Consider the following 24,546-nt stretch of genomic DNA (forward strand, 5'->3'; position numbering starts at 1 on the left):
TGCAGTCGCGCACCACCGGGCTCAGGATCAGGCCGGACGGCGGAAGACCTGGGCCTGCCAGCCGAACGCCCGTGCCGCCTCGACGTTCGCCGGCCGGTCGTCGGTGAAGCGCACCTCGGCCGGGGAGACCTCTCGCCCGAGGCGACGCGAGATCTCGGCGTGCGCGGCGGCATACGCCTGCGGATCCGGCTTGGCGGCACCCAGGTCATGGGTGTTGAGCAGGGAGGGGACGAGCCGCCCCAACCCGATCTGCTCGAGCTCCGCCGGCACCCGGTCCGTCCCGTTGGTGAAGACGAAGACCGGTGTGCCCTTCGCCCGCAAGTCGTCGACGAGCTCCACGGTCGCGGCGACGGGGGTGCCGCGATCGCGCTGCCACCCCTGCACGACCTGCGCGACGAGCGGCTCGGGGTGGCCCAGCTCGAGCAGCCGGGCGGTCAGGGCCCGGACCCACGCGGCGTACGTCGTCTTGCCGACCACCATCTGTCCGGCCTGCGGCAGGGAGAAGGCCAGCTCCGGCAGACCCTCGCGAGGCAGCCCCAGCTCGCGCTCGTTGCGCGTGCGCTCCCCGCTCGCGTCGAAGTCCCGCAGCACGCCGTCCAGGTCCAGGACCGCGATCCGCGCCCGTCGCAGGAAGGACGCGAGCCGCCAGACCCGCGCGGGAACCTCCTTGGCGGCCACCACCGCGTCGATGCGGATCGACTCCTCCCCGCGGTCGGAGCGGACGCGGAGGTGCTGCGGGCCACGTTCGACCAGCACACCGACGGTGTCCGTGGCCCGCGCCCCGTCCTCGAGCAGGTGGCGCACCACGACCCGCGAGCCCACGGTGAGCGGCTGGATCAGGGCGTCAGGCATCCTCAGGCGACGGTGGGCTCACGGCCGTCGGCGCCGCCGACCAGGGTCTTGCCGGCCCGGTCCCAGGCCTGCATGCCCCCGTCCACGTTGACCACGTCGAAGCCCTGCTGGACCAGCCACTGGACGGCACGGCCGGACCGGCCGCCGCTGCGGCAGACCACCGGCAGCGAGGTCTGCGTCTCGGGCAGCTCGTCGATCCGGGCGGGGAGGTCGCCCAGGGGCAGGTGGACCGCGCCGGGGGCGTGGCCCGCGGCCCACTCGTCCGGCTCCCGGACGTCGACGACGACGGCGTCGTCGGGGAGGTCGGTCACGGCGATGCTCGGGATGTCGCTCATGCCCTCACTATGACACCGATGCGGTATGCCGGTGGGTAGGGCGGTAGCCAGCGCGGGGGTTACAGTGGGCGACGGCTGAGCACCGCCGTCGGTGATCGCCACCCATCCATCGAATGCTCCGGTCTGTGCCGGAAGGGGACAACACCGCATGACGACCGCCTCCACGGGTGCCACCGAGTCGCGCCTGCCCTCCCGCAGCAGGGACAAGCGCCCGGCCCTGGCCCTGCTCGCGCTGCTGCTCGTGCTGGTCGGCGCCCTGGGAAGTGCGCTCCTGGTCTACCGGACCGGCAACCGGGTGCAGGTGCTGGTGGCCCAGGACACCATCCGCCAGGGTCAGCAGGTCACCGCGGAGGACTTCACCGTCGCCGAGATCGCCTTCGAGGAGGGCACCGAGGTCGTGAGCGCCTCCTCGGTGGACGAGTTCGTCGGCGCGCAGGCGGTGACCTCGATCCCGGCCGGGAGCCTGGTCTCGGGACAGATGTTCACCGCGTCCGAGCTCGCGCCGGCGGGTGCGCAGCAGGTGGGCGTCGTCGTCGCGTCGAGCGGACGCCCCTCGGACACCCCGCAGGCTGGAGACATCGTGCGCGTCTTCGCGACCGCCGCCGAGTCCGCCGTCGCGGAGGCCGCGGACGCCGAGGAGCTCGTCCCGGCCGCCAAGGTCGTCTCCGTCGGGGCGACCAGCGACACCAGCGACACCGTCCACGTCACCCTGCTGGTGCCGGAGGACGTGGCGCCCGCCGTCGTCACGGCCAGCGCCACCGGCACCGCCGCGATCGCCCTGCTGCCGGCCGACACGGCGCCGGTGGTCGACTGGCGCACGGAGTGAGCCTGCCGTGGCCCTGATCTCCCTCTTCAGCGCCAAGGGCGCACCCGGTGTGACGAGCACCGCCATGCTGGTCGCCGCCCTGTGGCCCCGTCCCACGCTGCTCGTGGACGCCGACGGCAACGGTGGCGACCTGCTCATGCGGCTGCCCTCGGATTCCGGGCTCGCCCTGACGCAGCACCCCGGCCTGCTGACCCTCCTGCCGCTGGCGCGGCACGGCCTGTCCTCCGGGGTGGTCCTGGACCACTCCCAGGTGGCGCTGGGCGGCCAACGGGTCCTCGTGGGCCTGGAGACGCCGGAGCAGGCGGAGGCCTCCTCCGCGCTCTGGCCGACCCTCGCCCGCGCCTTCCGCGAGGTGCCCGGCACCGACGTCATCGTCGACGCGGGCCAGCTCGGGGCGCGCTCGGGGCAGTTGTCGCTCGTCCAGCGCAGCGACCTCGTCGTGGGTGTGGTGCGCGCGCATCCGGCCAGCGTGATGCACATGCGCGAGCGGATGACCGTGCTGCAGCAGACCTTCGCCGGCCTCGGTGCCGACGCCCCCCGGCTGGGGCTCGTGGCGCTGACCGGTGTCCAGCAGCAGGACGAGGCCTCCTCGGCCGTCGCGACCGTGCGCACCGACCTGCCGGAGATCCTCGACCTCGGCCAGGTCGCGCTCGACCCTCGGCCGGAGCGGATGTTCCACGGCGACCCGGTCTCGAGGCCGGAGCGCACGATGCTCGTGCGCTCGGGCCGGTCCCTCGTGGAGCGTCTGGTCGCCGCGGTCGGTCCGAGCATCGCCACCTCGGCGCCCACGGCCCAGGCGGGTCCGCGCCCGGGCGGGGACGGCGGGGAGGTGCCGGCGGACGGCGCAGCGACTGCTGACGATGACGCGGCGGGCGCCGACGAGACCGGCGGGCCGACCTCGGACGAGGAGGCCTCGCGACGGCCCAGGAAGAAGGGATGGGGTAGGCGATGAGCACGCCGACGACCCTGCTGTCCGGTGCGACGCCGGAGCAGCAGGCGGAGATGAACCAGCTGGTCCGCACCCTGCGCTCGCAGGTCGCCGACCGGCTCAACCAGCAGCGCCGCCGCGACGAGGTGGCCGGACGCTCCCCGATGAGCAGCGAGGACGAGCGGCACTTCGCCCGCTCGCTCATCGTCCAGGTGCTCGAGGACCACGCCACCCTCATGATCACCGAGGGGCGCGTGCCGCCCACGGCCGACGAGGAGGAGCGGGTCGCGTCCGCGATCCACGCGGCCCTCTTCGGGGTCGGTCGGCTGCAGCCGCTGCTCGAGGACCGCGAGGTCGAGAACATCGACATCAACGGCTGCGACCGCGTCTTCGTGGGGTATGCCGACGGCCGGGAGGAGACCGCGGCCCCGGTCGCGGACAGCGACGAGGAGCTCATCGAGCTCATCCAGATCCTCGCGGCGAACGTCGGTCTGACCTCGCGTCCCTTCGACTCGGCCAACCCGCAGCTGGACCTGCGGCTGCCGGACGGGTCCCGCCTCTCTGCCGTGATGGGCGTCTGCCAGCGTCCCTCGTTGTCGATCCGCCGGGCTCGGCTGGGTCAGGTCGCCCTGGAGGACCTCATGGCGACCAACACCTTCAGCGAGGACGTCATGAACTTCCTCAAGGCGGCGGTGGCAGCCCGCAAGAACATCATGATCGCCGGGGCGACCAACTCGGGGAAGACGACCATGCTGCGCGCGATGGCCGCGGAGATCCCGCCGGACGAGCGGCTCATCACGGTCGAGCGCGCGCTGGAGCTGGGGCTGGACAAGTTCGAGGACCAGCACCCCAACGTCGTCGCCTTCGAGGAGCGGCTGCCCAACTCCGAGGGCGTCGGCCAGGTGACGATGGCCGAGCTGGTGCGACGCAGCCTGCGCATGAACCCCTCACGCGTCATCGTCGGCGAGGTCCTGGGTGACGAGATCGTCACCATGCTCAACGCCATGAGCCAGGGCAACGACGGCTCGCTGTCGACGATCCACGCCAACTCCTCGATGGAGGTCTTCAACCGCATCGCGACCTATGCGCTGCAGGCGGAGGAGAACCTCCCGGTGGAGGCCACCCACATGCTCATCGCGGGCTCGATCAACTTCGTCGTCTTCATGCGCAAGAAGAACGAGCACGCGACCGGCGGCGGGCTGCTGCGCGGGGTGCAGTCCATCCGCGAGGTCACCGGCGTCGACGGGCGGGTGCTCTCCTCCGAGGTCTTCGCCGCCGGCCCGGACGGGATCGCCCGGGCCAAGGCGCCGATCGAGTGCATCGACGAGCTCGTGCCCTACGGCTACACCCCGACCCCCGTCACCCGGTGGGACTGATGGGTCAGCTCTACACCCTCCTCATGCCGATGGCCGCGGGCGCGGTCGTCGGTCTGGGGCTCTACGTCGCGGTGCTCGCCGTGGTGGGCCTCCCGGAGCGCGACCCCTCGACCCCCCGCCGGTTCGCCAACGTCAGCCTGGCCGGCGTCAGCCGCCGGCTCGTCGTGGGCGTCGCGGTGGGGGTGCTCGTGCTGCTCCTCACCCGCTGGGTGGTGGCGGCGGTCGGCGTCGGCCTGCTGGCCGGCCTGTGGGACCAGCTCACCGGCGACGCGCGGGCCGAGCAGGCCGGCATCAACAAGCTCGAGGCGCTGGCCACCTGGACCGAGTCGCTGCGCGACACCATCGCGGGAGCGGTCGGCCTCGAGCAGGCGATCCCCGCGACCGCGGTCAACGCCGGGCCCGCGATCCGTTCCTCGCTCAACCTCCTCGTCGACCGGCTGCGCATCCGTGAGCCGCTGTCCGAGGCGCTGCTCCACTTCGCCGAGGACCTCGACGACCCCTCGGCCGACGTCATCTGCTCGGCGCTGGTGCTCAACGCGCGGCTGCGCGGGCCCGGTCTGCGGGACGTCCTCGGCGCGCTCGCGGTCTCGACCCGGGAGGAGCTCGACATGCGACGCCGCATCTCGGCCGGTCGACGCTCCATCCGCCGGTCGGTGAAGATCATCGTCATCATCGTGCTCTCCGTCATGGGTGGCCTCGCGGTCTTCAACCGGCAGTACGTCGAGCCCTACGAGACGCTGGGCGGACAAGGCGTGCTGCTCGTCGTGGCCGCGCTCTTCGCCGGTGGCCTGCTGTGGATGCGGCGGCTCTCCGAGCCGCAGAAGCTGAGCCGCTTCCTCGTGGTCAACCGGGAGGCGCGGGCCCGCGACATGGCGGAGATGCTGGACGACGTGCGCGAGGGCGCCCGGACCGGTCGGCAGCGCGGGGGTCGGCGATGATCTGGCCGATGCTCGCCGGGGGCCTGGTGGGGCTCGGGGTCTATGTCTTCATCCGTATGCTCCTGCGCCCGCGCCCTGGCGTCGCCGCGCTGGTCGCTCGGATCGACGCGGGCTCGCGCTCGATGAAGACGCACACGCTCTCGGAGTACGACTCCTCCTTCGCGAGCATGAGCCGGCGCGGGCGCACCGTCATGACGGCCCTCGCCGACCGCTTCGAGGTGATCGCCGCCCAGCGGGGCTGGCAGATGAGCCGGCACCGCGCCGACCTCACGATCCTCAACCGCAGCGTCGGCGCGATGCTCGCGCTCAAGGTCGTGAGCGGCACCATCATGCTGCTGGTCGGACCGCTCGTGTTCGGGGCGCTACGCCTCGGCGGGCTCGACCTCGGGCCCGCGATGCCGCTCGGTCTGGGCCTGCTCCTGGGGCTGCTCGGCTTCTTCCTGCCCGACCTGTCGCTGCGCGCCGAGGCCGAGCAGCGCCGCCGGGAGTTCCGGCGCACCGTCGGCATCTTCCTCGACCTCGTGTCGATGAACCTCGCGGGTGGCCGCGGACTCCCGGAGGCACTCCTGGCGGCGTCCTCGGTGAGCGACCACTGGTCGGTGGTCCGCATCCGGCAGACCCTCGCCAACGCCCGGCTGTTCGGGACCACCCCCTGGGAGGCGCTCGGGCAGCTCGGCAAGGAGATCGGCCTGGAGGAGCTGGAGAGCCTGTCCGGCGCGCTGGTGCTGGCGGCCGACGACGGCGCCAAGATCCGGCAGTCCCTCGCGGCCCGCGCCACGACGATGCGCCGCAAGGCGCTCTCCGAGGCCGAGGGCGACGAGGGCGAGCGCTCCCAGTCCATGCTCATCGCCCAGATGCTGCTCGTCGTCGCCTTCCTCGTCTATCTCGCCTACCCGGCGCTCACCGCGCTCATGAGCGAGCAGGCGATCTGAGGGAGGTCGACAGCGCTTTTTAGGGAACCGATGGCGAACTGGCGTCGTCTGTCCCGGTGTGCAACCATACGGAGTTGCCGGGTCTGGGGCTGCCCAGGCTGTTCACTGTGACTGAGGGGTGTTCATGAAGTCCACGAGAGCTTACGCGCTGCGCGTCCAGCGCGATCTGCTCGCCCGCAAGGACCGCGGTGCCTCCGCGCTGGAGTGGGCCCTGATCGCAGCGGTCGTCGTCGTCGCCGCCGCGCTGATCGGGGCTGCGGTCTACAACGTCATCCAGGCCCGCGCGGCAGATGTCCAGCGGTGCGGCAACCTGTCTCCCGGCGAAACCTGCTGATGCCCGCGTCCCGCCGCGGCCAGCGGCGGGTCCACCGGCCCCCCCGGGACGCCGGGACCTCGGCCCTGGAGCTCGCGATCGTCGCCCCCGTCCTGCTGTCGCTCATCTTCTTCAGCCTGCAGGCCGCCTTCTTCTTCTACGGCCGATCCGCCGCCACCCACGCGGCCCGGGAGGGCGTCTCGCTGCTCCGGCTGGCCGAGGACCAGGGGCAGTACGCCGCGCTGCAGCCGGACGCCATGGCCAAGACGTCACGCTTCGCCTCCAACGTGGGTGGTCCGGGTCTCGTCGACCCGGAGGCGACCAGCACCTACGTCGAGGAGGGCGACGGCACCGCCCGGGTGACGGTCACCGTCAGCGGACGGGTCATCACCCTGGTGCCCGGGCTGCGCCTGACCGCCACCGCCGACGCCTCCGGCACCGTCGAACGGTTCCTGGAGCCCGAGCCGGTGCCCTGAGCACACCGACACACCGACATACCGAGAGGAGCAGGGGATGAGGCGCCACCGCGCGCAGCTCGAGCGCGGCTCGATCGCGCTCGAGTTCGCCTTCGCCGCGCCCATCGTGCTGCTCCTGCTCGCGCTGGCCTGGACCTTCGGCCGGGTGGCCTGGGCCAACGGGCACCTCGAGGCCGGCACGCGCGACGCCGCGCGGGTGGCCACCCAGGCGCGCTCCGTGCAGGAGGCCCGCACCAGCGCCATGGCGGTGCTCCAGGAGAACACGCAGGCCGTGCAGGGCTGCCCGGCCAGCCTGGCCGTGCAGATCTCCGGCGACTTCGAGCCCGGCTCCACCCTCACCGTCCAGGCGTCGTGCAGCTACTCGCTGTCCGACATCGGTATGCCCGGGGCGCCGGGCCGCGTGTCGCCCTCGTCGTCCTTCGCCTCCGTGGTGGACCAGCATCGGGGGGTGACCCCGTGAGCCGGCTGGTCGAGCGCCTGCGGGCGGACCGCGAGCGAGGGTCGATCCTGCCGCTGATCCCGATCGTGGCCCTCGCGCTGCTCATGATCGCCGGGCTGGTCATCGACGCCTCCCGTCAGCTGAACGCGCGTAGCCAGGCGGTGGCCTACGCCGAGGAGGCCGCGCGCGCCGGTGCCCAGGCGGTCGAGCCCGAGCCCCCCGCCACGCTCGACGAGCGGCAGGCCAGGCAGAACGTCGACGACTACTGCGCCCGGGTCCTGCAGCGGAACGCCGTGCGGAGCTGTGGCGTCACCGACATCGAGCCGGCCGACGACAGCCCGCGCCCCTACACGATGGTGGTGCGGGTCGACACCGAGATCCCGACCACCCTGCTGGGGATGGTCGGGCTCCGCAGCCTGAGCGCCTCGGGGGTCGGGCGCGCCGAACCCGTGGCAGGAGAGCTGCTCGAACCCGCCCCAGAGCCCGACCCCGAGCCGGGACCGATCCCGGAGCCGTGAGATGAGCGACATGACCCACACCATCCTCCCCGCCCGGTGGCGCCCGACCCTGCTGGTCGCCGTCCTGCCGCTGGTCCTCGCGGCCTGCGGCACGTCCGACGACGTGCCGCAGAGCTCGCCGAGCGCCCTGACCCCGCAGCAGGAGTCGACAAAGGAGCCGACGACGGAGGAGACCGAGGCGGAGCCGACGACCGAAGAGGCCACGGAGACCGGCGAGGCGCCGGACGAGGGCCAGGACGAGGACGAAGCGGGCTCGACGGATCGGCCCGACACGTGGGCGACCTTCACCGCCGAGCCGCCGCCGGTGTCCGCAGACCCCGAGGAGCTCGCGGGTGACCCCCGGGTGGAGGCGGTCCAGCGGTTCAACGAGACCTTCGCCCGCGCCGCCAGCGCCGACGAGGCGCGGGACGAGGAGTGGCTCGCGACCATGGACGAGGACGGCTACGACGGCATCATGGAGATCCTCGGCGAGGAGTTCGGGCGCGCCTACCCGGGTCCGCTGCCGTACGCACCGCTGTCCGTGTCCGAGATCGAGGACGGGACATGGTCGGTCCAGGGCTGTATGGTGACGGACGGGTTCTCCGTGGAGTCCGCCGGCTCCGGTGACGGAGTGACCGGCTTGGAGGTGTCCTCGGTCGAGTACGAGCTCGTCGAGGACCCGGACGACGATGGGGCATACCTCGTCCAGGCCCTGTATGCCGGACTACTCAACTGCTCGACGACCGAGGTGGAGACAGACTCATGGTCAGGACGATGACCGGGCGCGTGCGCGCGGCCCTCGCCGCCCTGCTGTCCGTCGGGCTGCTGCTGACCCTCAGCCCGGTCCTGCCGGCCCAGGCGATCGACGTGCCGCCCCGGCCGGGGCAGCCCGTCACCTGGCCCTCGGAGAACCGCACCCGGATCAAGACCTACCAGACCGGTGGCGGCTCGGCGTGCTCGCTCATCGCCTCCCCCAACTCGGTCGGCGGGGTATGCCTCTCGGCGCGGGCCTTCGACGGGCCCACCATTCGCGAGGTGCTCAAGGGGGACGAGCTGCCGGACTGCTGGCACCAGCGACTCACCCCGGAGCAGCTGGAGAACATCAACCTGGACCCGTTGAACGACGGGACCCACTACTACTGGCACCGGTGCCTGCGCGGGATCGACCGCAAGACCTACGAGATCGAGCCCGAGGGTCTCTTCTTCGCGGTCGGCATCTGGATCTACGAACCGGACGACCCCGAGCTGGTGGAGCTGACCCCCAACCAGCGGGAGTTCATCAACCGCTTCGTGCGCAACGGCAACGTCCCGGCCCCGTTGATGCTGTCCTCACCCAGCCCGGTGCCGTGGGTCAACGACGACGTCGCCTTCTACAACGCCGGTGACGACGAGATCCACGTGGACCTGTCGATCCCCGGGGTGGAGATGCGGGGGCGGGTCACCGAGCTGCTCGTCTACCCCGAGGGGCGGGACGGGCCGGTGGTCACGTGCCCGGGATCCGGCAAGGAGGTCACCGCGAAGGACACTCCGGAGTCGGTGCCCGACGCCTGCTGGCACGCCTTCGAGCAGTCCAGCCAGACCCAGCCGGACGACGCCTACGAGGGTGAGATCCACGCTCAGTGGCAGATCGACGCCCGCATCAACGGGGAGTGGCAGCAGTTCCACTCCTTCGTGAAGAGCTCCGAGGGTGTCATCCAGGTCAACGAGGTGCAGGCCCTGGTCCGTCCGTGACCCCGGGCCCCGCAAGGACAACGAGGGGAGAAGCACGATGAGCACGACCACACCCAAGCGACCGGCCGGCGCGCCGGGCCGCCCGGCGGGGTTCCGGCCGAGAACCGCGGCGGACCACCTGCCTCGCCCCGAGAAGACCGAGCGGTCCGTCGGCAAGGGAGTCGCGGCCCTCCTCGGCCTGCTGGTCCTCGTGGTCGGCGTCCCCGTCGGCCTGGTCCTCTGGGTGGGCAACCCGCTGCCGACGTCGGCCCCGACCCTGGAGTGGTTGACCGCCCCGGTGACGGCACAGGCCCTCATCAACATCGTCGCCGTCCTCGTCTGGCTGGTCTGGGCGCACTTCGTCGTCTGCCTCGTCGCCGAGTGGCGCGCGGTCCGGGCCGGCCGGCTCCCCGGCCTGGTGCCGGCCGGCGGTGGCTCGCAGCTGGTGGCCCGCCGCCTCATCGCGGGCGTGCTGCTCCTGGCCGGGACCGCGACCATGACCGGGCAGGCCCCGGGGCAGTCGGGTGCGCCGACGGCCTCCGTCGTGAGCACGGCCGAGGCGGGTGCCTCGGCGCAGCAGGGCTCGCAGGGTGGGCTGACGCTGGGGGTGGACGGCATCGAGGACCGGTCCGCCGGCACCGCCGCGGACGAGGAGGCCGAGGTCTCCGAGGGGACCGCCAAGGTCACGAAGTTCTACGAGGTCAAGCCCCCGGCCGGGCGCAACCACGACACGCTCTGGGACATCGCCGAGCGCACGATGGGCGACCCTTTCCGCTACAAGGAGATCTACCAGCTCAACCAGGACCGGGTGCAGCCGGACGGCCGCAAGCTGCAGGACGCCGACCTCATCCAGCCCGGCTGGCAGCTCGTCATGCCCGCGGACGCCTCCGGTCCGGACATCACCTCGGTCCGCGCCCACGTGCCGGCGACCCAGACCCCGGCGGCCGGCGCCGCGGAGGCGCAGGCCCAGCTCGACGACGTCGCCCAGCGCACCGGGGACACCGCGGCTGACGCGGCGGCGGCGGGCGCCGGCACCGCCGGTGCGGTCGCCGGGAGCGCCGACCTGCGGGCCGAGGGCTCCGGCGCGGCAGCCGCCGACGTCGTGGCACCCGACGCCGAGCAGGTGCCGCTCGGCGACCTCGCCCTGGGTGGCGGCATGGTCCTCGCCGGCCTCGCGCTGGCGCTGTCCACCCGTCGCGGCCCCTACGGCGATCCCGGCGCGCAGGAGCAGGCGCTGCGCCTGGCGGCCAACGGCGGCCGGGCGGACCTGCTCGACCGTGGCCTGCGGGTCCTCGCCACCGGCCGGCGCCAGCAGGGGCTGGAGCTTCCCGACGCCGCCGCCGTCTACGTCGGCGACGACCAGGTCATCGTCCACCTCGCGCTCGCCGGCCAGACCGATCTCCCGGCCCCACCGACACCGTGGCAGGCGACCGACGAGGGTGGGGTCTGGGTGCTGCGCGCGGCCGACCTCGGCGGCTACCCCGTCGACGGCCCCGCGCCCTGGCCGGCACTGGTCAACATCGCCTCCTCGCACGGATTCGACCTGCTCGTCGACCTCGAGTATGCCCCGGGGCTGGTGAGCATCGGCGGGGACCCGGAGGCGGCACGCGAAGTGGCGCTGTCCTCCGTGGTCGACCTCGTGACCCACCCGTGGTCCGACGGCGCCCGGGTGACCCTCGTCGGCTTCGCCGGCACCGCCACGTCCGCGCTCGCGGACCTCGCCCCGGGCCGCATCGAGCAGGTGCGCTCCATCGAGGAGGCCGTGACGATCGGTCGACGCGACAGCGACGCGCACCGCTCCCTGCTGCGGGGCCTGGGGGTCGACGGCGTGCTGGCGGGTCGCGCCGCCGGCGCCGGCAGCGACCTGCGGCCCCACCTCATCGTCCTGTCCGGGAGCCCGGGCCCGCAGGAGGCCCAGCAGGTCACCGAGCTGCTCTCCTCCGGGCGGACCGGGGTGGCCGTGCTCTGCGTGGGGCAGAGCGTGGCGGCACGCTGGCGGTTCGCGGTGGACGCCTCGGGCCAGATCGACCTGGGTGTGCTCGGGATGAACGGCATCGCGCGCCGGCTGCGGCACGACGACCTCGACCGGGTGGCCGGCTGGGTCCGGGAGAGCGTCGAGGACGGCGCCGAGGCGGCCTCGCGCGCCGCGGCGCTCGGCCCGGTCGACGCCGTCGCCACCCTGCCGCGCGAGGGTCACGCCCACGTCGAGGCTGCCTCGTCCATGCGCGAGCGGCAGGAGGCGTTGGCGCACGTGGGCCTGCTCGGCCCCGTGGTCGTCCACGCCCCCGGTGACGTCAACCCCGCCCGCGAGGAGCTCCTCACCGAGCTGGTGACCCTCGTCGCCCTGCACCCGGACGGCGTGCACGACGCGGTGCTGCGGATCTCCCTGTGGCCCCGCGGTGTCGAGGACGACGTGGTCGAGGCCACGCTGGCCTCGGCCACGCAGTGGCTCGGCGCCGGGAGCGAGGGCGCTGCGTTGCTCGACCGTGACGACAGCGGTCGGTGGCGGCTCGGCCCCGAGGTGCACGTGGACTGGCTGGAGCTGGCCTCGCTGGCCGGGCGGCCCGGGCAGGAGCCGCAGCGGCTGGCGGGCGTGCTGGCCCAGGCGCGCGGCGAGGCCTTCTCGGCGACCCCGAGCACGCGCTACAGCTGGCTGGCCTTCCACCAGGCGGCCCGGGACGCCCGGGTGGTCGTCACGGCGGTCGCTCGGTACGCCGCCGGGGCGCTCTCCGCCTCCGGCGACGCCGCGGGTGCCGAACGGGTGCTGCGCGACGGGCTGACGCTGGTGCCCCGGGCGCAGGCGCTGTGGCGTGACCTGCTGCGGCTGCTCGGCGGATCGGACCCCGACCAGGCCGCGCGCCTTGTCGGCGAGATGCGCACGGCTCTCGGTGAGGAGCCCCTGGAGCCGGAGACCGCGGCGCTCGCCTCACACCTCAGCCCGGACCTGCGCGAGCTGGGGTGAGCGGGTGCGGCTGCTGATCACGGCGATCGCGGCCGAGGAGGCCGTGCGGGCGGGTGGATCCGCCACCCCGCACGACCTGGTCGTCGACACCGAGGACGACGCGACGGTCAGCGACCTCGCGGTCGCCCTCGACCGTCGGCTCGCGGCGCAGCGGCGCAGCGCACCGCTGGCCGCCGTGGGGGCAGCCACCGGCACCGAGGGTGATGTCGCCGCACCGCAGCTCCGCGTCGTCCGGTCCGAGGAGGAGTCCGAGCCCGAGCACCTCGACGTCCCGGCCGCCGACCCGGCCCAGGCACCCGCCCTCTATGTCGGGCACCAGCGCCTCGACCCGGGTATGCCGCTGGTCGACAGCCCGGTGCGGCACGGCTCCATCGTCGGGGTGGGTCAGCCCGTGGGTGACCTGCTGGCCGAGCCGCAGGGCAGTGTCGAGGTCCGCATCTCCTCCGGCCCGGGCGCCGGCACCGTGGCCCGGCTCAGCACGGGCGACCACGTCGTGGGCACCTCGGTCCACGCCTCGGTGGCCCTGCCCCCGATCGGTCTGCCCGAGGTGTGCCTCACGGTGCGGGTGCTGCCCGACGGATCGGTGCAGCTGGACCCGGATCCGGAGCTCTCGGGCGTGCTGCAGCAGCCGATCTGGCGCCGCCGCCCGCTACCCGGCCCCATCGTGCTCGACGCCGATGCCGAGATCCAGCAGCGGCAGGCGGGCGAGAGCACTTACAGCGAGCTCCCACCCGGCACCCGGGTGATCAGCTCCGACGCCCCGACCCCGTTGCTCCACGTGGACCGCGAGGAGGTCGAGCCGGGGCAGGTGTGGGAGCCGGGCCAGGCGCTCGTCGTGGGCCCGTGCCTGCTCGAGCTCGCCCTACCCTCCGCCCCGGACGCCTCGCTGTCGCTCAGCCCGCAGGGCTCGACGCTCGACTACAACCGTCCGCCCCGCCTGCTCCCGGCACCCCGGCAGACCGAGTTCACCCTCCCCAACGAGCCGAAGCGGCCGCTCGGGCAGCAGATCCCGTGGGCCTTCATCTTCCTGCCCGCCTTCGCCGGCCTGGCGATGTACCTCCTCACCGGACGCCTCTACACGCTCATCTTCATCGCCCTGACCCCACTCATGGCCCTGTCCAACTGGGTCACCGGCCGCACGCAGGAGCGCAAGCGCTACCGCAACGACTTCGCGGAGTACACCACGCGCATGCGCAAGGTGCAGCAGAGCGCGCTGGAGGGGCTGGGCGACGAGCGCTCCGCCCGCCGCCGCGACTTCGCCGACCCGGGCGAGGTGCTCATGACCGCGATCGGGCCGCGACGCCGGCTCTGGGAGCGGCGACCGAACGACCCCGACTGGTTGCTCGCCCGGTTCGGCACCGCCGACCAGGTGTCCTCGGTCACGGTGAAGTCCAACGCTCGCGAGGAGCACGAGGGCGACCTCGTCTGGACCGCCCCGGACGTCCCGGTGACGGTGAGCCTGCTGGAGGCGGGGGTGACCGGGCTGGCCGGGCCACGCAGGAGGGACGTCGGTCGGTGGGTGCTCGCCCAGCTCGCCGTGCTCCACTCGCCGGTGGACCTGGACATGACCCTGCTCACCTCGGCCGAGGGTGAGGCGGACTGGCACTGGGCCCGCTGGCTGCCGCACCTGCGCTCCGACGACGGCGACCCCGAGCTGGCGCAGGTGGGGGTGGACGACCAGACGACGGCGCGGCGGATCGGCGAGCTCGTCGCCGAGCTGGAGCGGCGGGTCGAGATCGCCACCTCGGGCTCGTTCTCGAGCAAGGGTGCGAGCTTCGCCCCGTTGCTCGTCGTGCTGGACGGCTCGCGCCGGCTGCGCCTGCTGCCCGGCATGGTCCCGCTGCTCCAGCGGGGGCCGTCGGTCGGCATCACCTTCCTCTGCCTCGACGAGGACGAGCGGCTGCTGCCCGAGGAGTGCAGCGCGGTGGTGCAGGCGGACGAGCCGCTGATGCGGGTGACCGTGAGCGAGAAGTGGGTCACCGAGGGCGTGCGGCCCGACCTGGTCAGCCCCGCCTGGGCCGAGCGGGTCGCGCGCGCCGTCGCCCCGGTGCGCGACGTCTCCGCCGAGGACGCCGCGGCCACCATCCCGACCTCCAGCCGGCTGCTCGACGTGCTGCGCCTGGACCCGCCGACCAGCCCCGCGGTGCAGGAGCGCTGGGTCTCGGTCGGGCGGACCACCCAGGCCGTCATCGGCGAGGGCACCGAGGGCGCCTTCGCCATCGACATGGTCAAGGACGGCCCGCACGGTCTGGTCGCGGGCACCACCGGCTCGGGCAAGTCCGAGCTGCTGCAGACCATCATCGCCTCGCTGGCGGTGCACAACCGGCCCGACGAGATGACCTTCGTCCTCGTCGACTACAAGGGTGGCGCCGCCTTCAAGGACTGCAACCGGCTGCCGCACACCGTCGGCATGGTGACCGACCTGGACGGCCACCTGACCGGTCGGGCCCTGGAGTCGCTCGGCGCGGAGCTGCGCCGCCGGGAGCACCAGCTGGCGGGCGCCGATGCCAAGGACATCGAGGACTACCTCGCGACCAAGGGCCCGGACGACGATCCCATGCCGCGCCTGCTCATCGTCATCGACGAATTCGCGGCCCTGGTCGCCGAGCTGCCCGACTTCGTCACCGGGCTCGTCGACATCGCCCGTCGTGGCCGGTCGCTCGGCGTGCACCTCATCCTGGCGACGCAGCGGCCCGCCGGAGTCGTCAGCGCCGAGATCAAGTCCAACACCAACCTGCGGATCGCGCTGCGGGTCACCGACATCAACGACAGCCAGGACGTCATCGAGGCGCGGGAGGCGGCCCAGATCTCGAAGTCCACCCCCGGCCGGGGGTATGCCCGGCTCGGGCACTCCAGCCTGATCCCGTTCCAGTCCTCCCGGGTGGGGGGCCGCCCGCGCGGGGAGGGCAAGGCCGCCGACGTCGAGCTGCGCGGCATGCCCTTCGCCGAGCTCGGGGTCGCCCCGCCCCGGGCGGCGGCGGCCGAGGAGGACGTCAGCATCCCCACCGACCTCGCTGCGCTCGTGGCGGCCTGCCAGGAGGCCAGCAGCGCCTCCGGGGTGAGTGCTCCACCGAGCCCGTGGCTCCCGGCGCTGGACGACGTCGTCACCCTGGAGCAGGTGCTCGACCAGTTCCCGTCCGCCACACCGGACGTCGACCGGCTCCGGCTGCCGCTGGGGCTGGTGGACCTGCCGGCCGAGCAGCGGCGGGACGTCGCGGCCTACGACCTGGGCACCGGGTCGCACCTCGCGATCGTCGGTGCGGCGCGCACGGGCCGCTCCACGGCCCTGCGGGCGGTGGCCGGGGCCGTCGCGCGGGACCTGTCGCCCGAGGACGTCCACATCTTCGGGGTCGACTGCGGCAACAACGCGCTGCTCCCGCTCGTGTCCCTCCCGCACGTCGGGGCGGTGGTCGCGCGCGACCAGACCGACCGGATGGACCGTCTAGTCACCCGGCTGCGCGCGCTCATCAGCGAGCGCCAGCAGCTGCTCGCGCAGGCCGGCTTCGCGGACGTGGCCGAGCAGCGCGCCAGCGTGGCGCAGGAGGAGCGGCTGCCCTACGTCCTCATCCTCTTCGACCGGTGGGAGGGCTTCTTCCAGGCCTATGACGCGCTCGACGGGGGCAAGCTGGTCACGGCCTTCCAGCAGATCCTGCAGGAGGGCGCCGCGGTCGGGGTGCGGCTGGTGATGACCGGCGACCGCACGCTGGTGTCCGGACGGATGGGCACGCTGCTGGACGACAAGATCATGCTGCGCATGACGGACAAGAGCGACTTCTCCAACATCGGCATGCCGGGCAAGAAGGTGCCCGACTCCATGGTCGAGGGCCGCGGCTTCCGGGCCGAGGGGCTGCGCGAGGTGCAGTTCGCGCTGCTCGACGAGGACCCTGCCGGCACCGCGCAGGTGCGGGCCTTGCAGGAGCTCGGCAAGGCCGCCACCGAGCGGTATGCCGATCTGCCACGGTCGCGCCGTCCCTTCCACGTCGACGTGCTGCCGGTCCGTCTCACGGCGGAGCAGGCGGCGGAGCTGCGGGCCGAGGAGGAGGCACAGGGCATCGAGGTCCCGGACACGTCGTTGGCCGTGGCGGTCGGCGGCGACACTCTGGGGCTGCGGCACCTGGACGCCATCGACCACGGCCCGGCGGTCCTGGTCACCGGGCCGCGGCGCAGCGGCCGGTCCAGCCTGCTGCGGCAGGTCGCCGCGGAGGCGCTGCGGAGCAGGTGGCAGGTGGCGGTCGTCACGCCGCGCAAGAGCCCGCTGCGCGACCTGGAGGGGGTCGCCGGGGTGCACGGACCGTGGGACATGTCCAGCACGCAGGAGGAGGTCACCGAGCAGCTCACGGCGCTGGTGGAGGGCCAGGACCCGCTGGTCGTCCTCGTCGACGACACCGAGCTGCTCGGCTCCGACGGCTGGCTGGCCGACGCCCTCGTCGCGGCGATCGAGAAGATGCGGGACTCGGGCAAGATGCTGGTGGGCGCCGGGACCGCGGGGGACATGCAGAGCCACTACCGCGGCCCCTCGGCGCTGCTGAAGAAGTCCGGCAACGGCATCCTGCTCAACCCCCAGTCGAGCGCGGACGCCGACCTCTTCGGTGCCCGGCTCAACCGCTCGGCCTTCGGGCAGTCCCTGCCGCCGGGTGGGGGCTACCGCATCGTGGCCGGCCAGCCCGAGCGCGTGCAGGTGATCTGGCCCGGCTGAGGGTGGCAGGTTGATGCCGATGTGGCCGTTTGGCTGGAAGCGGTCGGCCTGGCGCTGGACACCGCGTCGTCGGTCTGCATAGTGTGGGCAGCAGATCGCACACCCGAGGGTGAAACAGGGGGGCGGTCGTGACCAAGCACACGAACCCAGAAGGGGAGAAACATCATGTCCGTTGGTGGTGAACTCGCTACGCTGCGAGACCTGCACAAGACGCTCGACACCTCGGCGCTGGACATCCAGCGCGTCTCCGACGACATCACCAAGTCGCTGGACGGCACGGTCTGGACCGGCGCCAACTCGGACAAGTTCCGGGAGGCGTGGGGCACCTTCAAGCCGACGCTGACCCCGAAGCTCGTCGACGCGCTCAACGAGGCCAAGGAAGACATCAAGACGCAGCACAACAACCTGGCCGCCGCCACCGGCGAGTCGGACCGCATCTGACGTCTTCGTCGACGGCCTGGGCCGGGGAGCGCAACGCTCCCCGGCCCTCGCTGTGTCTCGGGGTCGACACGGGGTCGGGACGGTGACGATGCCCTCGTCTGCGTGTCTCTGCCGGATCCGCTAGAGAAGCGCATACGGTGCCGTCGTGGATCCGATCCGAAACCCATATGCCCCTGGGGCGGGCCAGCGCCCGCCCGAGCTCGCCGGCCGCGACGAGCAGCTCGACCGCTTCGGCGTCGTGCTGGAGCGCATCGCCCGCGGTCGCCCCGAACGCTCGATGGTGCTCACCGGCCTGCGCGGCGTCGGCAAGACGGTCCTGCTCAACGCGTTGCGGGGCACCGCGGTGCGCGGCCGGTGGGGGACGGGGAAGTACGAGGCGCGGCCGGAGCAGGGGATGCGCCGCCCCATGGCCGCCGCGCTGCACGTCGCGGTGCGCGAGCTGGGGCACCCGCAGGGCGACGAGGTGGACCACGTGCTGGGCGTCATCAAGGCGTTCGCGCAGAAGGACCAGCCGGGCGCCAAGCTACGGGACCGGTGGAACCCGGGCATCGACGCTCCCGCCGTCACCGGACGGGCCGACTCCGGCGACATCGAGATCGACCTGGTCGAGCTCTTCTCCGACGTGGGCGGGCTCGCGGCCGACGTCGGCAAGGGAGTCGCCGTCTTCATCGACGAGATGCAGGACCTGCAGCCCGAGGACGTCTCGGCGATCTGCGCGGCGTGTCACGAGCTGAGCCAGTCGGCGCTGCCGGTGATCGTCGTCGGCGCCGGGCTGCCGCACCTGCCCGCGGTGCTCTCCGCGAGCAAGTCCTACTCCGAGCGGCTCTTCCGCTACACCCGCATCGACCGGCTCTCGCGCGAGCAGGCCGAGCGGGCGCTGCAGCTGCCGGCGGAGGACGAGGACGCCGCGTGGTCCGTCGAGGCGCTGGAGGCGATGTATGCCGCGACCGGCGGCTACCCCTACTTCCTGCAGGCCTACGGCAAGGAGGTGTGGGACCTGGCACCGGAGTCGCCGATCAGCGCCGAGGACGTCCGGGTCGCCGGGCCCGAGGCGGAGGCCGAGCTGGCCGTCGGCTTCTTCGGGAGCCGCTACGAGCGGGCCACGCCGGGGGAGCGGGAGTACCTCCGGGCGATGGCCGACCTCGCCGCCGAGCGGGCGGACTCGGGCGACGAGCTGGACGACATCGAGTCGGTCGCGACCTCCGACATCGCCACCCACCTGGGCCGCAAGCCGCAGTCGCTCTCACCCGCCCGAGACGCGCTGCTCAAGAAGGGGCTGATCTACTCCGGCGAGCGGGGCCGCATCGCCTTCACCGTGCCCCACTTCGGGAGGTACCTGCGCGAGCACACGTGATCGCGGTCGGCGGGACGTCAGCCCGCGACCGCGGGGCGCCGGGCGACCATCAGGTGGCGGGTGGAGTGGGCGACGAAGGGCTCGCCCCGCCGCAGCTGTGCGTCCAGACGGCGCAGCGGCTCGGCATACCGCTCGATGTCGAAGTCCGGCACCCACCAGACGCACGTGCGCAGGGTCCACACCACCGCGCCGATGTCGTGGAACACCATCCTGCAGCGAGCGGTGCGGAGGTCGTCGACGCGCAGCCCGGCCTGCTCGGCACCGGCGACCTCGTGGACCGGGTCACGCCCCTGGCGTGACTCCGGGAGCGGTCCGAGGAAGAACTCGATGAGCTCGAACGCCGTGGCAGGCCCCACGTGCTGGGCGAGGTACTCGCCGCCCGGCCGCAGGACCCGGTGGATCTCGGGCCAGTCCGGGCTCGTGCCCTCAGACAGTGGTGAGGAACTGCTGCACCCGGTCCAGCAGCAGCGCTGACGCTTCTGCGTCGTAGGCCGCCAGCGAGCTGTCGGTGAAGAGGTGCGCGTCCCCCGGGTAGACGAAGAGCTCCGCCACCGGCGTGGACCCGGCGAGCTCGCGTGCCGAAGGAAGGTCCTCGTCGAAGAACTCGTCGCCCTGCATGCCGTGGATCTGGGCCGGCACACCTTCCGGCCAGCGCTCGCCGAACTCGCTCACCGGCAGGCAGGAGTGCAGCAGCAGGGCCCCGTGCGCTCCGGGGTCGGTCTGCGCGAGCCGTTGCGCGATCGTCACCCCGAAGGACATGCCGGCATGGACCAGCCCGGGCCCCAGATCCTCCGCCGCGGCGGCGCCGCGCTCGCGGAGCACGTCGAAGCCGGTCTCCTGCGCGAAGGCGAAGCCCTCCTCGATGCTGTCGAAGGTGCGCCCTTCGAAGAGGTCCGGCGTGTGGACGGTATGCCCGGCGCCCCGCAGCTCGTCGGCGAAGGCCTGCACGCCGGGCGTCAGGCCCTGGATGTGGTGGTGGAGCAGGATCTCGGCCATCGGTGTCCCCAGTGATCGATCGACAGGTGTCAGCTGGTCGAGACGCTAGCGCTCGCGCTGATGTCCGCCCCGCACGAGCCCGAGGAGCCGGTCGAGCCGGCGCCCCGCCCCGGTAGGATCCGGTCGTCGTGGAAGGCTTCGGAGTCTCGGCGGTGCTGGCCGTGCTGATCGGGGCGATGCTGCTGCCCGTCCTGCTCATCCCCTACGTCGCGTGGAGCTACCGCCGCGGCACCGCCGGACCTGGACGGGCCGCGCTCGCCGCCGCCGGGGTGATCTACGCGATGGCGCTGTGGACCTACACGATCGTCCCGCTGCCGGCGCCGGGTGAGTTGGTGTGCAGCGGGGCCGCCGGTGTCCAGCTGGTTCCCCTGCGCTTCCTCGCCGACATCGACTGGTCGAGCGGCCTCGGGGTGCTGACCGACCGGGCACTGCTGCAGGTGGTGCTCAACGTCGTGCTCTTCGTCCCCCTCGGTGCCTTCCTGGGACACCTGGCACGGTCCGGCCGGGCGGTCACCCTGGTCACCGGCTTCCTCGTCTCGCTCGGCATCGAGCTCACCCAGCTCACCGGGATCTGGTGGGTGTATCCCTGCAGCTTCCGCGTCTTCGACGTCGATGACCTCCTCGCCAACACGACCGGCGCCGGGCTCGGTCTGCTCCTGGTGCCGCTCCTCGCCCGGGTGCCCGGCCAGCAGACCCGCGAGCCCGCGGCCCCCGCCCCCGTGCGTCCGCCGCGGCGTCTGCTCGGCATGGTCCTGGACGTCGTCGCGGTGGTGCTCCTGGCCGGCGCGGTCGAGGTCGCGGTGCGTGCGGTGGTGCTGTCCCGGGGCGGTGAGGTGGGCCGGCTCGAGCCGTCACTCGGGGTGACGGTCGGGATCGCCAGCGCCGTGATGCTGTTGCTCGTCTGGCCGTTGCTCCGCGATGGCTCTACCCCGGGGCAGCGCGCGGTGCTGCTGCGCACGATCCGGCCGGACGGCACCGGCCCGAGGGCCCACCAGGTCCTGATCCGCTTCCTCGTGGGCAGCGGTGGCTATCTCACGCTGCGTGCGGTCGCCGACGCCGTGGCCGGACCGGTCCTCGAGCCGCTCGCCCAGGCGTGGGCGGTCCTCAGCGTCGTCGTCGTCCTCGCCGTGCACACGCGCGGTGTCTCGGGGTATGCCGCCGGCACGCTCCAGGCGGACGTGCGGGAGCGCACCGCGCAGGCGCCCTGGTCGGACCCCGTCGACCCGCGTCAGCTGAGCTCGGCCGTCCTCGCCGTCGGCGGGACGGTCTACCTCGGCCTCATGCTGTTCGTCGCGGTCGCAGCGGTGTCTCCCGGCGTCGGCCTCGGGATCGGCCTCGTCCTCCTCGCACTGCTCGCTGGGGCCAGCGTGCTGCTGGCCGGCTACGTGCTGACGCTCGGGGTCGTGGTCGTGCGCCGCGAGGGCCCAAGCCTGGGCAACGGGCTGGCGCTGCTCGCCGTCGCGGGAGTCCTCGCCCTGCTGGCCGGGGTGGCGCTCGCCTGGTGGACCGGCTGGCCCTGGCTCGCGGTCGTCAGCGCCGCCGGGGTCACGGTCTCGGGCTACCTCGGCTTCCTCTTCCTGGCTTTCCTGCTCTACGGCCAGGTGTATGCCCGCCGTGCGGTCGAACCCGGCGTGGACGCCGTCGTCGTGCTCGGCTCGCGCATCTTCGGTGAGCATGTTCCGCCGCTGCTGCGCGCCCGCATCGACCGTGGGGTCGAGGTGTACGACGAGCAGCGGTCGCAGGGGCATACCCCGGTCTTCGTGCTGTCCGGGGGGCAGGGGTCCGACGAGCCGATGCCCGAGGCGCAGGCGATGGCGGCCTATGCCCGGGAGCGGGGCGTGGATCCGGAGGCCATCCGCGAGGAGCGTGCTTCCCTGAGCACCGAGCAGAACCTCACCCTGAGCCGCGAGCTGCTCGACGCCGAGGGCCGCGAGGGTCCCATGGTGGTGGCGACCAACAACTTCCATGCCTTCCGGGCCGCGATCATCGCGCGCGAGCTCGACATACGGGCCCAGGTCGTCGGGGCGCCGACCGCGCGGTTCTTCTTCCCGAGCGCCGTCTTGCGCGAGTTCGTGGGTGTGCTGTCGCGCCGTCGCCTGGTCCATCTCGGGGTGGTCGTGGCACTCGCGACGCTCAGCGGTGCGCTCGCCTGGCTCCTCACCGCCGCGCCCCTGGGCTGAGGCGCACGGAGGCCAGGGTGCCCTTCGACGTGAGGAGTCTCACGCGGGCGCGCGACCCCGCTGGTCAACGCGATGCCGAGGGCGTTCCTGACCGGAGGCTGACCGTGACGTGGGTGTGGCGTCCAGACTTCTGTCGCACGGTGGGGAGCGGTCGCGGGGGAGCCTGCGACCCGTGTCCCCTGTACTCCACCCTGTGAGGTTTCACCCCATGCAGCACCGTGCCACTCGTCCGCGCCGTCTCGGCGCCGCCGTCGCCGTGACCGGCCTGGCCGCGCTCGCCGGCACCGTCTCCGCCGGCTCGGCCCAGGCCGCCAGCGGCGCCACCTGGGACGCCGTCGCCCAGTGCGAGTCCGGCGGCAACTGGAGCATCAACACCGGCAACGGCTACTACGGCGGCCTGCAGTTCGCCCAGGGCACCTGGGAGGGCTTCGGCGGCACGCAGTATGCCGCGCGCGCCGACCTCGCCAGCCGCGAGCAGCAGATCGCCATCGCCGAGAACGTCCTGGCCGGTCAGGGCCCCGGCGCCTGGCCGGTGTGCTCGGTCGAGGTCGGCCTCACCGCGGGCGGCCCGGCCCCCGCCGAGCCCGAGCCCGCCCCGGCGCAGCCCGAGCCGGCGCCGCAGCAGCCGGCCGAGCCCGAGCCGGCCCCGGCGCAGCCCGCGCAGCCGGAGCCCGCGCCGCAGCAGCAGACCCAGCAGGCCGCGCCGCAGCAGGCCCAGCCGGCCGCCCCGGCGCAGGCCGTCGCCCTGAGCGAGCACGTCGTCGAGCGCGGCGAGACCACCGGCACCATCGCCGCCGACCACGGCACGACCGTGCACGAGCTCGTCGGCATCAACGACCTGCCGCACGGCGGGGCGCTGATCTACGCCGGTGACGTCATGCTCGTCCCCGCCGGCGGTGCCGCCACGGGCGCCGGCAGCTACACGGTCGAGCGGGGCGACACCCTGGCGAAGATCGCGGCCGCGCACGGCGTCTCGATCGACGCGCTGGTCTCCGCCAACGACATCGCCGACCCCGACCTCATCCTCGAGGGCCAGGTCCTGCACCTCGGCTGACCGCCCTCCCCGCCGCAGCGGCGGGACAGCTGAGTGGTCCGGCACCGCCGTCCACGTGCTCTCGCCCGTGGATCGCGGGGCCGGGCCACCGGCATACCCGGGTCGCCTCAGGCGCTGCAGGTGCTCACGAGCTCCTCGAGCGCGGCCTGCGCGTCCGCGGTGTCGACGTCGGGGATGTCGATGACGTCCTCGGTGCGGGTGCCTGCTTCGACGACGGCGTCGTTGACCTCGGCGAGCGGGGCGTCGATCCGCTCGAGCAGCGCGGCGTGGTCCCCGTCGGCGCCCTCCGCGAGCGTCGACAGCCGCCCGGAGAGCAGGGTCACCTCGGAGAAGGAGACCGGGTCGAGGTCGTCGCCCGCGGCGACGACCTCCAGCTGGGTGGCCGCCCGCTCGTCCAGCGGGGTGCCCTGACCGGCGAGGAAGTCCTGACAGACGGGGTCGTCGGCGACCTCGCGCTCCGGCGCGGCCTCCTCGCTGGCGGTCGTGCCCTCCTGGGTCTCGCTCGGGGTGGTGCTCTCGTCGTCGGTCGAGCAGGCGGTGAGGACCGCCAGGCTCATCACGGTGGCCACGGTCAGGGCACGTCGCATCGGTGGAATCCTCCTGGATCGGGTGGGACGCCGTCCGTCGTGGACGGCAGGAAGCCGCCGCGACCACGTGATCACAGGGGAGGGCCGGGGCGGGGAGTCATTGTCTCCCACGCCCACGCGGGGTCACCGCGGGGGTCTCACCAGCCCTGCGTGCCAGCGCCGCCCTTGAACGGACCCTGCACCCGCGAGGTGATCCAGCCGCCGTAGAAGTCGCCCTCCTGCGGCACCACGCGCTCCCCGTCGACGAAGCAGCCGTCGTCGGGGGACGTCGCGCCGTCCACGACCCCCGGGGTGACCGCGGCGTAGTCGGCGATCTCCTCGAAGCCCGGCGCCGGGTCGGGGTAGGTCCAGGCCGCCCGGCTCAGCCGCTGCCCGTCGACGACCAGGTCGAAGTAGGTGGCTGACCCCTTGAACTCGCAGGTCGTGCGCCGGTTGTCCCGCGCCGGCTGCAGCGTCCCGGTGACGAAGGCCCCGAGCGGGAGGTAGTAGGTCGGCGGGTGTGAGGTCTCCAGCACCCGGATCGCCGCGACGGTCTCGGCGATCGTCTGCCCACCGACCCGGACCACGACGTGCTCCCCGCCGCTCGTGTCGAGCGCGGGCGGTCGCGGATAGTCCCAGACAGACTCGGTCGGTGCAGGCATACCCCCGACCATA

General features: G+C 73.2%; 23 protein-coding genes. 17 read left to right on the top strand and 6 right to left on the bottom strand.

Annotated features, from left to right (window positions below; translation table 11 throughout):
• Positions 1-27 precede the first annotated feature (27 nt).
• On the bottom strand, positions 28-852 hold the full coding sequence (locus FU792_RS00735) for an HAD family hydrolase (protein ID WP_022923328.1): 825 nt from the start codon (positions 850-852) through the stop codon (positions 28-30).
• 2 nt (positions 853-854) lie between these two features.
• A complete protein-coding gene (locus FU792_RS00740; protein ID WP_022923327.1) occupies positions 855-1,187 on the bottom strand; it encodes a rhodanese-like domain-containing protein in 333 nt (110 codons plus the stop codon).
• Positions 1,188-1,335: 148 nt separating this feature from the next.
• On the opposite strand from FU792_RS00740, the gene FU792_RS00745 reads away from it, so the two are divergent.
• From FU792_RS00745 to FU792_RS00815, 15 genes are all read left to right on the top strand, one after another.
• Positions 1,336-2,013, top strand: a complete 678-nt coding sequence (locus FU792_RS00745; RefSeq protein WP_022923326.1) for a flagella basal body P-ring formation protein FlgA — start codon at positions 1,336-1,338, stop codon at positions 2,011-2,013.
• Positions 2,014-2,020: 7 nt separating this feature from the next.
• Positions 2,021-2,965 (top strand): CpaE/TadZ family protein, encoded by a 945-nt coding sequence (locus tag FU792_RS00750; protein WP_022923325.1) that lies wholly within the window; start codon positions 2,021-2,023, stop codon positions 2,963-2,965.
• Positions 2,962-4,317 carry a TadA family conjugal transfer-associated ATPase gene (locus FU792_RS00755; protein WP_022923324.1) on the top strand — a complete coding sequence of 452 codons (1,356 nt, stop codon included), beginning with the start codon at positions 2,962-2,964 and terminating at the stop codon, positions 4,315-4,317. The genes FU792_RS00750 and FU792_RS00755 overlap by 4 nt, the downstream gene beginning before the upstream one ends.
• Entirely contained in the window at positions 4,317-5,255 is a 939-nt protein-coding gene (locus FU792_RS00760) for a type II secretion system F family protein (protein WP_022923323.1), read from the top strand. The genes FU792_RS00755 and FU792_RS00760 overlap by 1 nt, the downstream gene beginning before the upstream one ends.
• Positions 5,252-6,187, top strand: a complete 936-nt coding sequence (locus FU792_RS00765) for a type II secretion system F family protein (RefSeq protein WP_022923322.1) — start codon at positions 5,252-5,254, stop codon at positions 6,185-6,187. Before FU792_RS00760 ends, FU792_RS00765 begins: the two co-directional genes overlap by 4 nt.
• A 124-nt stretch (positions 6,188-6,311) precedes the next feature.
• Positions 6,312-6,521, top strand: a complete 210-nt coding sequence (locus FU792_RS00770; RefSeq protein ID WP_022923321.1) for a hypothetical protein — start codon at positions 6,312-6,314, stop codon at positions 6,519-6,521.
• Positions 6,521-6,976 (top strand): TadE/TadG family type IV pilus assembly protein, encoded by a 456-nt coding sequence (locus tag FU792_RS00775; RefSeq protein ID WP_022923320.1) that lies wholly within the window; start codon positions 6,521-6,523, stop codon positions 6,974-6,976. The genes FU792_RS00770 and FU792_RS00775 overlap by 1 nt, the downstream gene beginning before the upstream one ends.
• 37 nt (positions 6,977-7,013) lie before the next feature.
• Complete coding sequence (locus tag FU792_RS00780) at positions 7,014-7,436, top strand: TadE/TadG family type IV pilus assembly protein (RefSeq protein WP_022923319.1); 423 nt, start codon at positions 7,014-7,016, stop codon at positions 7,434-7,436.
• Positions 7,433-7,933 (top strand): TadE/TadG family type IV pilus assembly protein, encoded by a 501-nt coding sequence (locus FU792_RS00785; RefSeq protein ID WP_022923318.1) that lies wholly within the window; start codon positions 7,433-7,435, stop codon positions 7,931-7,933. The genes FU792_RS00780 and FU792_RS00785 overlap by 4 nt, the downstream gene beginning before the upstream one ends.
• A 1-nt stretch (position 7,934) precedes the next feature.
• Positions 7,935-8,690, top strand: a complete 756-nt coding sequence (locus FU792_RS00790) for a hypothetical protein (protein ID WP_022923317.1) — start codon at positions 7,935-7,937, stop codon at positions 8,688-8,690.
• Complete coding sequence (locus FU792_RS00795; protein WP_022923316.1) at positions 8,687-9,643, top strand: hypothetical protein; 957 nt, start codon at positions 8,687-8,689, stop codon at positions 9,641-9,643. Before FU792_RS00790 ends, FU792_RS00795 begins: the two co-directional genes overlap by 4 nt.
• Positions 9,644-9,680: 37 nt before the next feature.
• Entirely contained in the window at positions 9,681-12,584 is a 2,904-nt protein-coding gene (locus FU792_RS00800) for a LysM peptidoglycan-binding domain-containing protein (protein ID WP_149814463.1), read from the top strand.
• Between the two features lie 4 nt (positions 12,585-12,588).
• Complete coding sequence (locus FU792_RS00805) at positions 12,589-17,280, top strand: FtsK/SpoIIIE domain-containing protein (protein WP_022923314.1); 4,692 nt, start codon at positions 12,589-12,591, stop codon at positions 17,278-17,280.
• 165 nt (positions 17,281-17,445) lie between these two features.
• The gene (locus FU792_RS00810) at positions 17,446-17,721 is read left to right on the top strand and encodes a WXG100 family type VII secretion target (protein WP_022923313.1); all 276 of its coding nucleotides are present in this window, start codon (positions 17,446-17,448) and stop codon (positions 17,719-17,721) included.
• A 145-nt stretch (positions 17,722-17,866) separates the two neighbouring features.
• Positions 17,867-19,075, top strand: coding sequence for an ATP-binding protein (locus FU792_RS00815; protein WP_022923312.1), 1,209 nt, complete (start codon positions 17,867-17,869; stop codon positions 19,073-19,075).
• Positions 19,076-19,092: 17 nt separating this feature from the next.
• Here FU792_RS00815 and FU792_RS00820 read toward each other — a convergent pair whose 3' ends face one another.
• Positions 19,093-19,431 carry a hypothetical protein gene (locus tag FU792_RS00820; protein WP_237739957.1) on the bottom strand — a complete coding sequence of 113 codons (339 nt, stop codon included), beginning with the start codon at positions 19,429-19,431 and terminating at the stop codon, positions 19,093-19,095.
• A gap of 70 nt (positions 19,432-19,501) precedes the next feature.
• A complete protein-coding gene (locus tag FU792_RS00825; RefSeq protein ID WP_022923310.1) occupies positions 19,502-20,071 on the bottom strand; it encodes a dienelactone hydrolase family protein in 570 nt (189 codons plus the stop codon).
• Between the two features lie 128 nt (positions 20,072-20,199).
• Here FU792_RS00825 and FU792_RS00830 point away from each other — a divergent pair, with 128 nt between their 5' ends.
• Positions 20,200-22,251: an ElyC/SanA/YdcF family protein gene (locus FU792_RS00830; RefSeq protein ID WP_052327687.1), complete on the top strand. Its 2,052-nt coding sequence runs from the start codon at positions 20,200-20,202 to the stop codon at positions 22,249-22,251.
• Positions 22,252-22,459: 208 nt separating this feature from the next.
• A complete protein-coding gene (locus FU792_RS18280) occupies positions 22,460-23,305 on the top strand; it encodes a transglycosylase family protein (RefSeq protein WP_022923309.1) in 846 nt (281 codons plus the stop codon).
• A 107-nt stretch (positions 23,306-23,412) separates the two neighbouring features.
• On the opposite strand, the gene FU792_RS00840 is transcribed toward FU792_RS18280, so the two are convergent.
• A complete protein-coding gene (locus tag FU792_RS00840; protein ID WP_022923308.1) occupies positions 23,413-23,892 on the bottom strand; it encodes a hypothetical protein in 480 nt (159 codons plus the stop codon).
• A 137-nt stretch (positions 23,893-24,029) separates the two neighbouring features.
• Positions 24,030-24,533, bottom strand: a complete 504-nt coding sequence (locus tag FU792_RS00845) for a DUF427 domain-containing protein (RefSeq protein ID WP_022923307.1) — start codon at positions 24,531-24,533, stop codon at positions 24,030-24,032.
• Between the last annotated feature and the right edge of the window lie 13 nt (positions 24,534-24,546).

The sequence above is a fragment of the Serinicoccus marinus DSM 15273 genome (assembly GCF_008386315.1).
In the GTDB taxonomy this organism is placed as follows: Bacteria; Actinomycetota; Actinomycetes; order Actinomycetales; family Dermatophilaceae; genus Ornithinicoccus; species Ornithinicoccus marinus.

Excerpts from the sequence above, each read along its gene's own strand:
- FU792_RS00735 (WP_022923328.1), bottom strand. The coding sequence starts at position 852 with ATGCCTGACGCCCTGATCCAGCCGCTCACCGTGGGCTCGCGGGTCGTG.
- FU792_RS00740 (WP_022923327.1), bottom strand. The coding sequence starts at position 1,187 with ATGAGCGACATCCCGAGCATCGCCGTGACCGACCTCCCCGACGACGCC.
- FU792_RS00745 (WP_022923326.1), top strand. The coding sequence starts at position 1,336 with ATGACGACCGCCTCCACGGGTGCCACCGAGTCGCGCCTGCCCTCCCGC.
- FU792_RS00755 (WP_022923324.1), top strand. The coding sequence starts at position 2,962 with ATGAGCACGCCGACGACCCTGCTGTCCGGTGCGACGCCGGAGCAGCAG.
- FU792_RS00760 (WP_022923323.1), top strand. The coding sequence starts at position 4,317 with ATGGGTCAGCTCTACACCCTCCTCATGCCGATGGCCGCGGGCGCGGTC.
- FU792_RS00765 (WP_022923322.1), top strand. The coding sequence starts at position 5,252 with ATGATCTGGCCGATGCTCGCCGGGGGCCTGGTGGGGCTCGGGGTCTAT.
- FU792_RS00770 (WP_022923321.1), top strand. The coding sequence starts at position 6,312 with ATGAAGTCCACGAGAGCTTACGCGCTGCGCGTCCAGCGCGATCTGCTC.
- FU792_RS00775 (WP_022923320.1), top strand. The coding sequence starts at position 6,521 with ATGCCCGCGTCCCGCCGCGGCCAGCGGCGGGTCCACCGGCCCCCCCGG.
- FU792_RS00780 (WP_022923319.1), top strand. The coding sequence starts at position 7,014 with ATGAGGCGCCACCGCGCGCAGCTCGAGCGCGGCTCGATCGCGCTCGAG.
- FU792_RS00790 (WP_022923317.1), top strand. The coding sequence starts at position 7,935 with ATGAGCGACATGACCCACACCATCCTCCCCGCCCGGTGGCGCCCGACC.
- FU792_RS00795 (WP_022923316.1), top strand. The coding sequence starts at position 8,687 with ATGACCGGGCGCGTGCGCGCGGCCCTCGCCGCCCTGCTGTCCGTCGGG.
- FU792_RS00800 (WP_149814463.1), top strand. The coding sequence starts at position 9,681 with ATGAGCACGACCACACCCAAGCGACCGGCCGGCGCGCCGGGCCGCCCG.
- FU792_RS00810 (WP_022923313.1), top strand. The coding sequence starts at position 17,446 with ATGTCCGTTGGTGGTGAACTCGCTACGCTGCGAGACCTGCACAAGACG.
- FU792_RS00825 (WP_022923310.1), bottom strand. The coding sequence starts at position 20,071 with ATGGCCGAGATCCTGCTCCACCACCACATCCAGGGCCTGACGCCCGGC.
- FU792_RS18280 (WP_022923309.1), top strand. The coding sequence starts at position 22,460 with ATGCAGCACCGTGCCACTCGTCCGCGCCGTCTCGGCGCCGCCGTCGCC.
- FU792_RS00840 (WP_022923308.1), bottom strand. The coding sequence starts at position 23,892 with ATGCGACGTGCCCTGACCGTGGCCACCGTGATGAGCCTGGCGGTCCTC.
- FU792_RS00845 (WP_022923307.1), bottom strand. The coding sequence starts at position 24,533 with ATGCCTGCACCGACCGAGTCTGTCTGGGACTATCCGCGACCGCCCGCG.